The organism is Terriglobia bacterium (assembly GCA_036496425.1).
Taxonomy (GTDB): Bacteria; Acidobacteriota; Terriglobia; order 20CM-2-55-15; family 20CM-2-55-15; genus 20CM-2-55-15.
On the sequence record DASXLG010000133.1, the window covers coordinates 52,301 to 66,877 of the forward strand.

Consider the following 14,577-nt stretch of genomic DNA (forward strand, 5'->3'; position numbering starts at 1 on the left):
TTGTGTGACGGCCGCTCTTCGAGACAATCCAGTTACTTCCGAGATTTAGAAAGTGGCAGAAGAACAAAAGGATAACCAGCAGACCGAAAAGCCGGCTGAGCCAGCAGCCCAACCCGAAAAACCCGTGGCACCGCCCAAGACGGCGGCCCCGCCGGCACCGGCGGCGCCCCCAGCGGGGGAACCCAAAGCCGCCGCTCCAAAGCCTCCGCCGCCACCGCCGGGAGCGAAGCCGGCTGCACCCGCTGCTCCGGCGAAACCCAAGGGCCCTCAACAGGAACCCTGGACGAGCCCGCTCGTCGATGCGCTCAAAGAAAAATTCGGGGGCGAGTTCGTCAAGTCGTATTCCTTTCTGGGTCAGAATCAGATTGAAGTAAAGAAGGATCGCATCGCGGAAATTATGGTGTTTCTCCGCGATAACACGATCGTTCCGTTCAACTATCTGGCGGATGAAACGGCGGTTCACTGGCCGAAGGATGAGGTGTTCGAGATCATTTACATTCTCTACTCCTTCGAGAAAAACGAATACGTCCGCGTCAAGGCCCGGGTCAAGGAATGGGAGTCGATCGAAAGCGTTGTTTCAGTCTGGACAACTGCCGACTGGCTAGAACGCGAAGTCTACGACATGTTCGGCGTGCAGTACGCCAATCACCCCAACCTCAAACGAATCCTTCTGCCGGAGGATTGGACCGGTTTCCCGCTGCGAAAGGATTACAACATCCGGCTGCAGGACGTGGAGTGGGTGCGCAAGCACCTCGGTATCGATTCAGGCCAGAAATACTACGTCGGAGAGGCGCGAGACGAGAGTCCGGATTACCGGACGCCGCAGGATTAATTTATCCATATGCCCACTAAAGACGAAACTCTATTTGATGCGAGTGAAATAACCGTCAGCATGGGGCCGCAACACCCGTCGACGCACGGCGTGCTGCAGGTGAAACTGAAGCTGGACGGCGAGCGGGTGATCGACGCCGAGTGCGTGATCGGCTACCTGCATCGCGGAGTCGAAAAGCTCGGTGAAGCGCAGACCTACGGGCAGTGGGTTCCGACGCTCGACCGCATGGACTACGTTGCGGCGGTGTCGAACTGTCTCGGTTACTGCGAAACGATCGAGAAACTTCTCGGTGTGACGGCGCCGCCGCGCGCGCAATACATCCGGATCATCATGACCGAGCTGAACCGGATCTCGAGCCACCTGCTCTGGCTTGGCACTCACGCGCTGGATATCGGCGCGATGACCGTGTTCCTGTATGCGTTCCGCGAGCGCGAAGAAATTCTCAAGATTTTCGAGAATTATTGCGGCGCCCGCCTGACCACGCACATGTTCCGGATCGGCGGTACGCAATACGAGATCTACGCAGGTTTCGAAGACCAGGTCCGCAAATTCGTGCGGGAGTTTCCGGCCCACGTCGATGAATACGAAACGCTTTTGACCGAGAACCGCATCTGGATCGGCCGTACCCGCGGCGTCGGTGTGATTTCGGCCAAGGAAGCGATTGATCTGGGCGTCACCGGTCCGCCGCTGCGCGGTTCGGGCGTGGAGTGGGATCTTCGAAAAGCAAAGCCATACTGCATTTATCCCGAATTTCAGTTCGATATTCCAACCGGCACGACCGGAGATACCTACGACCGGTATATGGTGCGCATCGAGGAGATGCGGCAGTCCGCGCGGATCGTCGCGCAGGCGGTCGAGAAGATTCCAGATGGACCGATCATGGCCAAGGTATCCAAGATCATCAAACCACCGGTGGGGGATATTTATCATTCGATCGAGGCGCCGAAAGGGGAACTCGGTTACTACATCGTCAGCGACGGGAGCACGCAGCCGTATCGCGCGCGGGTGCGGCCGCCATCATTTGTGAACCTGCAGGCCTTAAAGAAGATGGTCGCCGGTCTCATGGTGGCCGACGTCGTGGCGATTATCGGAACGCTCGACATCGTCCTGGGCGAAATCGACCGGTAGCGAAGCGTGAGCGCGATAGCGCGAAACAGGAACTAGAGCGCATTTTATATATGGACTTTGCAATCGATTACATTCTGATACCGCTCATCAAGATCGCCCTCATTCTGGCGATCGTCCCCGGATATGTCGCCGTCATTACGCTCGCGGAACGGAAAGTCATTGCCTGGATGCAGGTCCGGCTCGGTCCGATGCGCGTCGGTCCCTGGGGAATTCTTCAGATGGTGGCGGATCCACTCAAACTGCTGATCAAAGAAGACATCGTTCCCGATCAGGCGGACCGCTGGATTTTCACGCTGGCTCCCGTCATCTGTCTGATTCCGGCATTCATCGTACTGGCCGTGATTCCGATCGGTCCGCCGATACATATTCTAGGCCGGACGGTCACGATGTATCTCACGGACATCAACATCGGCGTCCTTTATGTAATGTCGATTTCGTCGGTGGGGGTGCTGGGAATCATTCTCGGCGGCTGGGCCTCCAACAGCAAATATCCGTTGCTCGGAGCGCTTCGCTCTGCCGCCCAGATGGTGAGCTACGAAGTCGCGCTCGGCTTCTCGATCATCGGCGTTTTGATGCTCTCCGGCAGTTTGAGCCTGGTCAGCATCGTCGAAGCGCAGAAGAATACCGGCTACTGGTATGTCTTTCTTCAGCCGATAGGATTCATCCTTTTCTTCATCTGCGGAGTGGCGGAAACCAACCGGGCGCCCTTCGATCTGCCGGAAGCCGAATCGGAGCTGGTGGCGGGCTTCCATACGGAATACAGCGGTTTCCGATTCTCCCTGTTCTTCCTTGCAGAGTATGCCAACATGCTTACAGTGGCAGCTATGGCCGTCACCCTGTTCTGGGGCGGCTGGTTGCGGCCGTTCCCGAACGTCGCGGCGCTCTCATTCCTGGATCTGATTCCCGGAGTTCTCTGGTTCATCGCCAAAGTTGTCGTCTTCCTCTACTGCTACCTATGGTTCCGGGCGAGCTGGCCGCGTTATCGGTACGATCAGCTGATGAAGCTGGGCTGGCAATATCTCCTGCCGCTTTCGATGGCAAACGTCGTCGTGACCGCTGTGGTCGTTCTGGTTTTAGGCGGGAAAGGATAAACATATGAAGGTCAAACGTCCGGAACTCAGCTTCCTTAAGAAGATATTCCTGGTCGACTTGATCAAGGGACTGGCTCTGACGTTCTCATACCAGCGCCCTTCGAAGAATTACACGGAGCAGTACCCAAAGGTCCGTCCCAAAGTCGCGGAACGTTTCCGCGGCGCGCCGCGCCTGAACAACGATCCGGAGAACGGCGAAACGCTTTGTATCGCGTGCAACCTGTGCGCGCTGGCGTGTCCGGAACACTGCATCGAAGTGGGGTGGGAGCGTACCGCAGAAGGGAAGAAGGCGCTGACGACGTACACGTTCGATCTGTCGCGCTGCATGTTTTGCGGGCTTTGCGAGGACGCCTGCCCGACCCCATGTCTGGAACTGACACAGGATTTCGAGTTGAGCTTGTATGACCGCCGGAATATGAAGTGGGGCCGGCAGAAGCTCGAAGAAGGCAATCAGCCGGTGGTCTACACGAAATGATGGCTGTCGCTCACAAGCCATTGAGCAACAATTGACATGCTGCAGCTAGTTCTTTTTTACATCTTTGCCGCAATCGCCATCGTCTCCGCGATTCTTTTGATCACGCGGCACAACGTGGTGCACAGCGCGGCCTTTCTTGGCTCAACCCTGTTTGCCGTCGCCGGCATTTTTCTGACGCTCCATGCCGAGTTTCTCGCCGGTGTGCAGGTCATCGTTTATGTCGGCGGCATTCTGGTGCTGTTTGTATTCGTCATCATGTTGATCTCGGTGGAGCGCGCCGAACATGAGCGGCAATTCAACCGGCAATGGGTCATCGCGCTGATAACCTCCGCGATCCTGATTGCGGAACTCGCATACGGCCTGTACGAGGGCCGCGATTCTCTGAACCTGCCTGTAGCGGTTCCGCCGCCCGCGGCCGCAGCTGCCGTGGTGGGGAATTCCGAGAGGGTTGGAATTGCGTTGTACACAACCTATCTATTGCCCTTTGAGATCGCGTCGATCCTGCTGCTGGTTGCGGTCGTCGGGGCTGTCGTGCTGGCGAAAAAGCGAACGCCGGCGGAAGAGTAAACCGGTATGGTTGGGACGTTTCATTATCTGCTTTTAGGTGCGGCTCTCTTTACAATCGGCGTCATCGGCGTTCTCACGCGCAGAAATATCATGATCATCCTCATGTCGATTGAGCTGATGATGAATGCCGTCAATATCAACCTGATCGCGTTCTCCGACCGCCTTCAGCAGGTGACCGGACAGGTCTTCGCAATCTTTGTCATCACAGTCGCTGCGGCCGAAGCCGCGGTGGGTCTCGGGATCGTTATCGCGATGTTCAAGAACAAGGAAACCATGAACATCAACGAAATCGATCTGATGAAGTGGTAACCGTACTCAGGGAAGAAACAATGGGAACCTATTGGAAATTGCATCAATCGGAGTTTCTTCATTCCAGATTTAGAAATGAAGAAACCCCGGATGATTCAATTTCCAATGAGTCTTGTCTCGTTTTCCGTTTCTCAATAGTGGAATGTAGATGAACTTTTTAGATCTGATCTGGCTGATCCCGCTGTTTCCGGCGATCGGATTCGTCATCAACGGGCTGTTCGGAAAACGGCTGCCGAAGAGCGTCGTCGCGGTGATCGCCTCCGGCGCCGCATTCATCGCCTTCATTTTCGCTGCCGGGGCGGTGTTCCAGCTTCTCCAACTCGAACCCGGCCATCGTGAGCACACCGTGCGGCTTTACGAGTGGATCAATGCCGGCCCGTCTCACAATGCCGAAGGCGCGATGACGCGGTTCTCGGTCGACTGGTCTTATCTGCTGGATCCGCTTTCGTGCGTGATGGTGCTCGTCGTCAGCGGTATCGGTTTCCTGATTCACGTCTACTCGATCGGATACATGCATGAGGAGGACGGGTTCTATCGCTTTTTTACGTACCTGAACCTCTTCATGTTCTCGATGCTGACGCTGATTCTGGGCAGCAACTATCTGATGATGTTCATCGGGTGGGAAGGCGTCGGTTTATGTTCGTACCTCCTTATCGGCTATTACTTCCACAAGAGAAGCGCGGGCGATGCCGCCAAGAAAGCTTTTGTGGTGAACCGCGTCGGTGACTGGGGACTTTCGATCGGGATCATGATGATCTTCGCGACGTTCGGGACGCTGGAATTCAACCAGGTCGGCGAGAAGGTCCGCGAAGGCGTGATGTCCGGCGCGTTCCATGTCGGCGACCCCGTGTTCTTCACGATTGCCCTGGCGCTCTTCATCGGCGCGACCGGCAAGTCCGCCCAGCTTCCGTTATATGTATGGCTGCCCGATGCCATGGAGGGTCCGACGCCCGTCAGCGCTTTGATCCATGCCGCAACGATGGTGACCGCCGGCGTTTACATGGTGGCGCGCAGCAACTTCATTTACCAGATGGCCCCGTCGGTCATGGCGATCATTGCCGTGGTTGGAGCCCTCACGGCATTTTTCGCGGCCTCGATCGCGCTGGTTCAAAACGACATCAAGAAAGTGCTGGCGTATTCGACCGTCAGCCAGCTCGGATACATGTTCCTGGCTCTCGGCGTCGGGGCGTTTACGGCCGGTATCTTCCACCTGATGACGCATGCCTTCTTCAAGGCTCTCCTCTTCCTTTGCTCGGGCAGCGTGATTCATGCCATGCACCACGAGCAGGACATGCGCAAGATGGGCGCGCTGAAGAACAAGATTCCGATCACGTTCTGGACGATGGCCATCGGCACCGTGGCAATTGCGGGCGCGCCGCCGTTCGCCGGATTTTTCTCGAAGGACGAGATCCTCTGGAGAGCGTTCTCGAGCGAGCAGGGCCATGTCTTGCTCTGGCTGATGGGAGCCCTGGTGGCTGGGATGACGGCTTTTTATATGTTCCGGCTGTTGTTCATGACGTTCTTCGGGCATTCGAGGGTCGATCACCATACAGAACATCACATCCATGAATCGCCCGCTTCGATGACCACGCCGTTGATCATCCTCGCAATCGGCTCGATTGTCGCGGGATGGATCGGCTGGCCGGCCTGGCTCGGCGGAACGAACGCATTCGAGCATTTTCTGGAACCGGTGTTCGAGCCGCTGCCGATTCCACATGCGCCGCCGGCCGACTACGGCAAGTTCGCCGAGGGGGGCATGGCCGTAATTTCCGTCCTCATCGCGGTGATCGGCTTCAGCGTCGCTTATTTCAAATACTGCAAGCGCAGCTGGGAAGAGGAGCGCGAGGTACGACAGTACGGTTCGCTTTATCGCTGGATATTGAACAAGTGGTACATCGACGAGCTCTATGACGCGCTGTTCGTCAATCGCGCGAAGGACGCCGGCAAGACTTTGTGGAGATTCGATGCGAAAGTCGTTGACGGCGCGGTTAACGGCTCGGCATACACCGCCGTGGAAGGCGCCCTCGGTTCGAGCTGGTGGGATCGCTGGATCGTGGACGGGCTGGTCCGGCTGATCGGCGGTTTTGTGAAGACATTGAGTTGGCCTGTCCGCCTGATTGAAACAGGATATGTGCAGAATTACGCGCTGGTAATGATTTTCGGCGTTTTGATCTTCATTGGTTATGTTTTGTGGGGGACTCCGTAATGGACTTCTTTCGTCAGCATATCCTGACCATCGTGGCGTTCTGGCCGCTGGCGGGCATGATTGTTCTCTTTTTCTTCAACAAGGAGAACAAAACTCTCATTCGCATCTGGGCCAATTTCGTTTTGATTGCCGGATTCGTTCTGTCGCTGCCGCTGTGGTTCTGGTTCGATCGCAACACTTCGGACCAGATGCAGTTCGTGGAGAACATACCCTGGGTGCAGACGCTCGGCGCGAATTATCACGTCGGCATCGACGGGATTTCGCTGCTGCTGATCATGCTGACGACGCTGCTTGGTCCCCTGGCGGTATTGTCATCCTGGACCGCGATCGAAAACCGGGTAAAGGAATACTACGTTTTCATGATGATGCTGCAGGTCGGCATGCTGGGCGTCTTCATCTCGCTCGACTTCTTCCTGTTTTACGTGTTCTGGGAAGTCATGCTGGTGCCGATGTACTTCCTGATCGGGGTGTGGGGCGGTCCAAGAAAGCTTTACGCGGCGATCAAGTTCTTCCTGTATACGCTGGTGGGATCGGTTCTCATGTTGCTCGGGATCCTGGCGCTGTATTTCATCTATCCGTCCATTGCCGCGCAGCACGCGGATATCGCAGCTCAGTTCGGAGTCGGCAATACGTTCGACGTACTGGCGTTTCACGCGATCGCCCCGTATCTGGCATACAATTTCCAGTACTGGATATTCCTCGCCTTCTTCGTCGGATTCGCGATCAAGGTTCCGATGTTCCCGTTCCACACCTGGCTGCCCGACGCTCACGTTGAAGCGCCCACAGCGGGTTCGGTCATTCTTGCCGGAGTGCTGCTGAAGATGGGAACATACGGATTCCTGCGCTTCAGTCTGCCGATTCTTCCGGAAGGAACAAAACATTTCGTCCCCATGATGATCACGCTTGCGATTATCGGCATCGTTTACGGCGCCCTGGTCGCGATGATGCAGCCGGATATGAAGAAGCTTGTGGCGTATTCGTCCGTCAGCCACATGGGATTCGTCATGCTCGGCATGTTCGCCCTGAATCCGAATGGATTGAACGGAAGTATCATCCAGCAGATCAACCACGGAATCTCGACCGGCGCGCTCTTCTTGATCGTCGGCATGATCTACGAACGCAGGCACACTCGTGAAATCGCCCAATTCGGCGGCATTTCGAATGTGATGCCGATGTTTGCGATCGTCTTTTTGATCATGACGATGTCGTCTATCGGCCTGCCCTTGCTGAACGGGTTCATCGGTGAATTCACCATCATGATGGGCGCCCTGCAGGAACACCTCGCATGGGCGGTCTTCGCCGGCTCGGGGATCGTTCTTGGCGCGGCTTACATGCTCTGGCTTTATCAGCGGACGATGCTCGGTAAAATCGAAAACCCGGCCAACGAGAAGCTGCTCGACCTCAATCTGCGCGAACTGGCGACGATCGTTCCGCTGATTATCGTGGCCTTCTGGATCGGTCTGTACCCTGCGCCGTTCTTCCGCATTCTGGATAAGCCGGTAAACAAGATCGTGGCGAAGGTTCGTCCGGACTTCTTTCAGGGTGCTCCACGGCTGAACGCCGAGAATGGAGCCGTCCGGTAATGCAATTTCTGCAGACCGTCACTGTACAGGATATAGGCGCGATTGTTCCGGAACTCGAACTGGCTGTATTCGGGATGTTTCTCCTGATCTTTGACCTGTTGGTCAAGGAAAAGCGCAAACTCGGCTATTTTGCGCTGGCCGGCATCGCCGCATCGGCTCTGTTTTTGTACCGCTTGAGATCGGTGGAATTTTCGGCATATGGCGGCGCATTGAGCCTCGATCCGTTCGCCATATTCTTCAAGCTGATCTTTCTGCTGGCCGCCGCTCTCTCGATCGCGATTTCGTTGAAATACCTCGACATCGAGCGGGAAAATCACGGCGAATACTATGCGTTGATCCTGTTCGCGACGATGGGCATGATGTTCATGGCCGGCGCCGTCGATCTGGTGACGCTGTATATCGGTCTCGAGACGATGGCGATTGCGACGTATGTCCTCGTCGGTTTCCTGCGCAGCAATCAACGATCGAACGAAGCTTCGCTCAAGTATTTCCTGCTCGGAGCGTTTTCCTCCGGGATCCTGCTTTACGGCATGTCGCTCCTATATGGCATTTCGGGGTCGACACGGTTCGTCGATATCGCGGAAGCGCTGTCGCGGCGTCCAATTACCGATCCGATTTCGCTGATGGCGATGATCACACTGTCCGCCGGAATGTTCTTCAAGGTGGCGGCTGTGCCGTTTCATCAATGGACTCCGGACGCCTACGAAGGCGCCCCGACCTCGATAACCGCCTTCATGTCGGTTGCGGTGAAAGCCGCATCGTTTGCGATGATGGTCCGCATCTTCATGGTTGCGATCTATCCGCTCCGGCCTCAGTGGGTCACGATCATGGCGGCGGTTTCGATCATGACGATGACGATCGGCAACATTGCGGCGATCACGCAGTCGAACGTCAAGCGGCTGCTGGCGTATTCGTCGATTTCACATGCCGGATACATCCTGATCGGCTTCATTGCAGGAAACGAGACCGGTCTGACTGCCGTTGGACTCTATCTTCTGATCTACACCTTCACCAACATCGGTGTCTGGGCGGTGATCGTCGCCCTGCGGCGCAAGGATGTCATCGGCGAACACGTCGATGACATGGCGGGATTGTTCTTCCGGCATCCCACAGCCGCCGTGCTGATGTTGATTTTCCTGCTCTCGCTGGCCGGCATCCCGCCGACCGCGGGTTTCATCGGCAAATACTTCCTTTTTGCCGCCGCCATCGAAACAGGGCACAACGTCCTGGCAGTCATCGCGGTGTTGAATGCCGCGATATCGGTCTACTTCTACTTCAGGATTGTCGTCTCAATGTTCATGCGTGACGCAACCGAGAAGACCGGCCTCACCCTTGCTCCTGGTTTGAACATGGCTCTGGGTGTCGCGATCATCTTCACGATGCTGATCGGAATTTATCCGGATCCGTTTATCGCGCTGGCGAGACACGCCGTCATTCTGGGGTTCTGACGAGCCGCCACGATCACTGGCAGGTGGCTGAGATCTCCTCAATCGAGTTCACATTGATTCGATTTCCGGTGGGGCTCCGCACAATGATGCCTTTCACCTGCACCTTCTTGTCTTCACGCGGGAACGGGTCGAAATTTTCGGCATCCTGCAGCCTGAAGCTGTAGTCGCCAAGCGGCCGGTTTTTGGATTCTTCGAGCTCCTTGTCGATTTTCTTGAAGGAGTCTCTGGTGCGAACGGGTTCGCTGGCTTGCTCCAGAAACCAGTTACTGTTGCCCATCTGTTCGAGACAGCCGACCGAAAGCACAGGAACGAAGTTGGGAACGGGCCTTGGGCCGCCTTTCCCCACAAGCTCAACGTTGTCGAGCACCTCAGGTTTCAGTTCCGTCTTGCCCGCCGGCATGTCGTTGCTTTGCAGTACAAACGAAATGATATCAATATATGTCTGGTCCGGAAGACCGCCGGGGTTGCCCCGGGGCATGGTGGCTTTCATATCCAGGAACAGCGTTTCCAGGTTGTCTTCGCGGCGGCGCTCGATGAACGGCTCGCCCTTCATGGCGCCTTCGATTCCCAGCAGGTCCGGCTTGTGGCATTCGACGCAATACTGCGTGTAACCGGTTTTTCCCCGCTGGGCCTGATCTGCGGTATAGACACCGTCCCAGACAGTTTGTGCGAAGAGAGGCGTGCTGAGGAGGTATGAAGCGGCGAGAAGCCACAGATAACGCCGGCAGGCGAACAAAACACGCTTGTGCGCGCCCATCTGCGTTATCCGCGGCATCTGCGGCCTCTTATGAACTCTTTTTAACTTCCGTGAACCGGATCGCATTCACCATGGTTCCCTTGACCTTGAATCTGACGAATTGGAAGCCGCGGCTGTCGTAGGGATATGCGGTCGAGTTATCGTCGGCATTCTCCACCGCTGGCCCCTCTTCCATGCCGAGAGCCGCGTGCATGGATTTGAGACTCCAGTTCGTCAGAAGCGTTTTCAGCTTCTCGTCCGCGATTTTCTTCGCGAAGCCCTGATAAACCTCTATTTTGTCCAGTTTTCCGGTCAGCGGGACGGTATAGGCGAAGACGCTCATGTCCTGATAGATCGTCAGGTAATGTCCGGAAGGATCGGTGTCGGTCTTAGGCAATGTACGCGTGTTGTCGACAGCGCCGAGATTTTTCTCGACCTGGGCCGTTTTGTCGCCGATCTTGACGCCAAGCACGCTGATGTTGCGGCTGGTCCAGCCTTCGTGGCTTGTAATATCATCCTTGGTCAGCTCGTAAACGGGGACCTTTTCTTCCGCAGGTTTGGGTGCTGGAGCGGGCGTGGCTGCAGGTGCCTGTTTTTCGTCCTCGCCACCGCCGCATCCGGCTAAACACAGGAGCAGGATGCTGATAGAAGCGAACAGCATGACCCTGTTGAACATTGATGTCCTCCTTCGAAGGTTCCGACGATGATTAGGTAAATGTGCGTGAAATCCCGATAGTACAACGTTTTACGGCGCGAATTATATATCATCGAAAAGTTGCATGAACAGCAGAAAAGACGATAATCGGCGGTCACTCAAGCAGCTCAATTTCGCGTTGAGCGTGGGAATGGTGTTTCCCGTATCAATCGTGATTGGTTATGTCATGGGATATTTCCTTGACCGGTGGCTCGGAACCACATGGCTCAAGATTCTCTTCCTGCTGTTTGGCGTCGCTGCCGGATTCGTGAACTTCGTTCGCATGGTTTCGCAAATGGGAAATGATGAATGAGTGCCGACGAGGACAGTTTTGAGGGTCTCGATCGACGCCTGGATTGGTTCGGTCTGGCGGTTGCGATCGTCGCGACTTTGGCCGCCCTGCGGCTTCACTCCTTCAAGGCTGCGTTGAGCCTGGCGGCGGGCGCTGTTCTGTCTTATGTGAACTTCCGGTGGTTAAAACAGGGAGCCGATTTCATCGTCTCCCAGGGGACTCAAGGCCGGCGCGCGAGCGGCGTCGCGTTTCGTTTTGTTGCCCGCTACGCGTTGATCGCGTTGTTCCTGTATGTTACGATTCGCAGTTCGGCATTGGAGCTGATTTTCGTCTTTGCGGGCCTGCTCACATATGTCGCGGCGATTCTGATTGAAGCCGTCTATGAAGTGGCCCGGGCCATAGGGGATCATTAAGGAATGGAAGAACAGGCAACGGTAGTTAAGTGGGTCAATGACATTTTCGGCGGACCGGTGGCTTCGCTGCTCCATCTGCATCCCGCGGCGAACCAGTTGGTGATTCCCGCCCATGTCGTGATGGAGACAATCGTTGTCGTTGGCTTGATGGTCTTCTTCGGTATCCTCCGTATGACGTTCTCCCTTGAAAATCCGGGAGGTCTGCAGCAAGCCTTTGAACTCTTTGTCGAATTTGTGAAGGACGAACTGGACAGCAACGTCGGCCATGATGGTCCGAAGTACATCAGCATTATCGGCACGCTTGGTCTTTTTATTCTGGTTTCTAATCTGCTCGGCCTTGTGCCGGGTTTGGAATCGCCGACCGGAATTCAGGTGGGCGGTATTAATGTTGCTGCCGGTTGTGCCATTGTCGTGTTTCTTTTTTATCAGTTCCAGGGTTTCAGGAAACAAGGAGTGGTGAATTACCTCAAACACTTCATGGGGCCGGTCTGGTGGCTTGCACCCATCATGGTTCCTATCGAACTGGTCAGCCATATTGCCCGCCCGGTGACGCTCACGATCCGGCTTTTTGCGAATATCATGGCCGAAGATATGGTCATTGTGATCTTCCTGGGGCTGATTCCCTGGTTCGTTCCTTTGCCTTTTATGGCCTTCGGCATCTTCGGCGCACTTCTTCAGACTTTCATTTTCTGTACGCTGGCAATGGTCTACCTCGGCGGCGCTGTCGCAACCGAGGAGCACCATTAAACCTGCTTCACGTGTGAGGCCGGCTGTAAGAGGGTTGTCGGCAACCACCTCCGTGCGGCAATTTCATTCAGGAGAATCACAATGAGAAAACTTCACGCAGCTTTAGTGCTAACGTTTGTTTTTTTAATGCTTACGACGCCGGTTTTTGCCCAGGGCGGAGGCGGTGGCGGGACAGATCACGCAAGTTGGGTGGTGATCAGCGCGGGATTCGGAATGGCGATCGCGTCCGCTATTTGCGGTCTCGCTCAAGGTAAGGCGATCTCGTCCGCTTGCGAAGGTTTGGCGCGTAATCCCGGTGCGGCTCCCGCCATCCGGTTCGCGCTGATTGTCGGTCTGGCGCTTATCGAATCGCTCGCGATTTATACGCTCGTGGTTATCTTCGCGGTTGTGAGAGTCGGATAAGCCGAAGAGAAGGAACACAAGAAGCACAAGAGGCACAAGAACCAAACTTTCTTGTGCCTCTTGTGCTTCTTGTGTTCCTTCTCTTCTTTTTAGGGGTTTCGATCGAAGCTCGAAATCGGGACCTCCCGCTTCCCCTCCAGGTCGTCCATTCGCCCGATCATCGACTCCCTCGCTTCGCGAATCGTACTGTCTGCATCTGCTTTCAGAATAAATCCCGCCCGTAGATTCTCATTTGCGGCACGTTCCACGGCGCTGACGTATGCCACATGCGTCGGATACAGCTTATTCAGCGTCGTAAGGTCGAAAGGCTTGTAATAGCCCCAGCGCGCGCAGGCTCCCGGGCCGGTGTTGGTTCCGCTGTTTAATCCCGTGGGGACGGCCACCTCTGCCAGGCGTATCCCGCCCAGTGCGAGTCCATTGGAATCGTGAGCAAGCTTGATCGGCCGCTCCGAGGATTCGATTTTGATCGGCGGTGCGGCGGGCGGCGGCGTCTTTTTATCCACCCATCGTGACAGAAGATCCAGACCAGCTGCAAGGACGTACTGTAGAGGAGCGCGTGTCCCGACGTCCGGAACCCCGCAGGTTGGGGCAAATTTGGCTTCGGAGGACGTGCCGATATCCCGAAGTTCCAGCGGCTCGCGGCTCATTCGAAGATGGTAGTCCACGTGGGATGTGCCGGCGATCTCCCACGAGCGGAAAAGCTTTGAGTCCGCCTGCCGCACGTTTGCTTCACCAAAGCCGACGTCGAATTCAGTCGACATCTTCCACACGGGAACATTCAAGTCGGTCCGTATTTTCTGATTCAGCGAGGAAAACAGCAGAAAGCCTTCGTAGACGTTCGCGAGTGGATGAATCGAGTTCACATAAGTCGACAGCCTGCTTGCGGACTGTGATTCACCGATAGCGACCACATGGCGCGGCTTCAGGCCGCCGAGCAGGTCGACGCCCTTCGGATTCCGGATCGCTTGCCCGGCCTGCGAGAAAATGTCGTAAGAAAGGGCGTCCATATTCACCGTTCCACCGTGATTCACGTCGACCGTTCCATACCGGGCCATGCTGAACGCCTTAAGAGCCGTGACGCCGACCTGCTGGGTGGAAACGCCAACCCAGATGTAGCCTCCGCGCAGCATGTGTTCCCAGCCGAAGAACCACATGTTTTCAGCATCGAAGCCGTTCGTCACGTTGTACCACTCGACCAGCACTGTTCCGTTGAATCGCTTCGCATCCGCCGGACGACGCACCACCACGCGAGTCTTGTAAGGATAATTGCCGTCCGTCACGGTGCCGGTTGCCTGGGCCGGCGTGTTATAGCGGTTCGCTGTGCCTTGAATGAAGAACTCCTGTTCGACGTAGCCTTGAAGCGCGAGTTCGTGATTCGTGGCGAAGAAGGTGTAGTCGTGAGCAGAGTTGCCGGGAATCCCGGTCGACGAAACGGGACCTGTCACCGTAGGATTCGGTACCTCTGCGGCTGCGGTGCTCGCAGCGATCAGAAAGGCCAGCGCGATGAGGGCGGTAATTTTCATGCGCAGCATTATCACTCACGGATGTAAGTGCGGTCTATGACGGTGTCAAATGAATTGGAACAATCTGAAACAAGGCGCTGTCCCCCCTCGGTTTTGCCCAAAAAGTAGATTAGGTGGACATTCCCCGCCTT

The 14,577-nt window shown here is 55.9% G+C and carries 16 protein-coding genes; 13 read left to right on the forward strand and 3 right to left on the reverse strand.

Annotated elements, in window-relative coordinates:
* Positions 1-52: 52 nt before the first annotated feature.
* The 9 genes from VGK48_09210 (at position 53) to VGK48_09250 (ending at position 9,639) form a co-directional block, all read left to right on the forward strand.
* Positions 53-832, forward strand: coding sequence for an NADH-quinone oxidoreductase subunit C (locus VGK48_09210; protein HEY2381345.1), 780 nt, complete (start codon positions 53-55; stop codon positions 830-832).
* 9 nt (positions 833-841) lie between these two features.
* Complete coding sequence (locus VGK48_09215) at positions 842-1,960, forward strand: NADH-quinone oxidoreductase subunit D (protein HEY2381346.1); 1,119 nt, start codon at positions 842-844, stop codon at positions 1,958-1,960.
* A 50-nt stretch (positions 1,961-2,010) separates the two neighbouring features.
* Positions 2,011-3,051, forward strand: coding sequence for an NADH-quinone oxidoreductase subunit NuoH (nuoH, locus tag VGK48_09220; protein HEY2381347.1), 1,041 nt, complete (start codon positions 2,011-2,013; stop codon positions 3,049-3,051).
* A 4-nt stretch (positions 3,052-3,055) separates the two neighbouring features.
* Positions 3,056-3,526, forward strand: a complete 471-nt coding sequence (locus VGK48_09225; protein ID HEY2381348.1) for an NADH-quinone oxidoreductase subunit I — start codon at positions 3,056-3,058, stop codon at positions 3,524-3,526.
* A gap of 36 nt (positions 3,527-3,562) precedes the next feature.
* Positions 3,563-4,093 carry an NADH-quinone oxidoreductase subunit J gene (locus tag VGK48_09230; protein HEY2381349.1) on the forward strand — a complete coding sequence of 177 codons (531 nt, stop codon included), beginning with the start codon at positions 3,563-3,565 and terminating at the stop codon, positions 4,091-4,093.
* Positions 4,094-4,099: 6 nt separating this feature from the next.
* Complete coding sequence (nuoK, locus tag VGK48_09235; protein ID HEY2381350.1) at positions 4,100-4,402, forward strand: NADH-quinone oxidoreductase subunit NuoK; 303 nt, start codon at positions 4,100-4,102, stop codon at positions 4,400-4,402.
* A 148-nt stretch (positions 4,403-4,550) separates the two neighbouring features.
* Complete coding sequence (nuoL, locus tag VGK48_09240) at positions 4,551-6,608, forward strand: NADH-quinone oxidoreductase subunit L (GenBank protein ID HEY2381351.1); 2,058 nt, start codon at positions 4,551-4,553, stop codon at positions 6,606-6,608.
* On the forward strand, positions 6,608-8,191 hold the full coding sequence (locus VGK48_09245; protein ID HEY2381352.1) for an NADH-quinone oxidoreductase subunit M: 1,584 nt from the start codon (positions 6,608-6,610) through the stop codon (positions 8,189-8,191). The genes nuoL and VGK48_09245 overlap by 1 nt, the downstream gene beginning before the upstream one ends.
* The gene (locus tag VGK48_09250) at positions 8,191-9,639 is read left to right on the forward strand and encodes an NADH-quinone oxidoreductase subunit N (protein ID HEY2381353.1); all 1,449 of its coding nucleotides are present in this window, start codon (positions 8,191-8,193) and stop codon (positions 9,637-9,639) included. Before VGK48_09245 ends, VGK48_09250 begins: the two co-directional genes overlap by 1 nt.
* Positions 9,640-9,652: 13 nt before the next feature.
* Here the strand turns inward: VGK48_09250 and VGK48_09255 are convergent, their stop codons facing one another.
* Entirely contained in the window at positions 9,653-10,414 is a 762-nt protein-coding gene (locus VGK48_09255; GenBank protein HEY2381354.1) for a cytochrome c, read from the reverse strand.
* 10 nt (positions 10,415-10,424) lie between these two features.
* Positions 10,425-11,051 (reverse strand): hypothetical protein, encoded by a 627-nt coding sequence (locus tag VGK48_09260; protein ID HEY2381355.1) that lies wholly within the window; start codon positions 11,049-11,051, stop codon positions 10,425-10,427.
* Between the two features lie 103 nt (positions 11,052-11,154).
* On the opposite strand from VGK48_09260, the gene VGK48_09265 reads away from it, so the two are divergent.
* The 4 genes from VGK48_09265 to VGK48_09280 all read left to right on the forward strand — a co-directional run bounded on the left by VGK48_09265 (position 11,155) and on the right by VGK48_09280 (position 12,923).
* A complete protein-coding gene (locus VGK48_09265) occupies positions 11,155-11,382 on the forward strand; it encodes an AtpZ/AtpI family protein (protein HEY2381356.1) in 228 nt (75 codons plus the stop codon).
* Positions 11,379-11,774: an ATP synthase subunit I gene (locus VGK48_09270; GenBank protein HEY2381357.1), complete on the forward strand. Its 396-nt coding sequence runs from the start codon at positions 11,379-11,381 to the stop codon at positions 11,772-11,774. Before VGK48_09265 ends, VGK48_09270 begins: the two co-directional genes overlap by 4 nt.
* 3 nt (positions 11,775-11,777) lie before the next feature.
* Complete coding sequence (gene atpB / locus VGK48_09275) at positions 11,778-12,521, forward strand: F0F1 ATP synthase subunit A (GenBank protein HEY2381358.1); 744 nt, start codon at positions 11,778-11,780, stop codon at positions 12,519-12,521.
* An 81-nt stretch (positions 12,522-12,602) separates the two neighbouring features.
* A complete protein-coding gene (locus tag VGK48_09280; GenBank protein HEY2381359.1) occupies positions 12,603-12,923 on the forward strand; it encodes an ATP synthase F0 subunit C in 321 nt (106 codons plus the stop codon).
* Between the two features lie 89 nt (positions 12,924-13,012).
* On the opposite strand, the gene VGK48_09285 is transcribed toward VGK48_09280, so the two are convergent.
* Positions 13,013-14,446 (reverse strand): alpha/beta hydrolase domain-containing protein, encoded by a 1,434-nt coding sequence (locus VGK48_09285; protein HEY2381360.1) that lies wholly within the window; start codon positions 14,444-14,446, stop codon positions 13,013-13,015.
* Between the last annotated feature and the right edge of the window lie 131 nt (positions 14,447-14,577).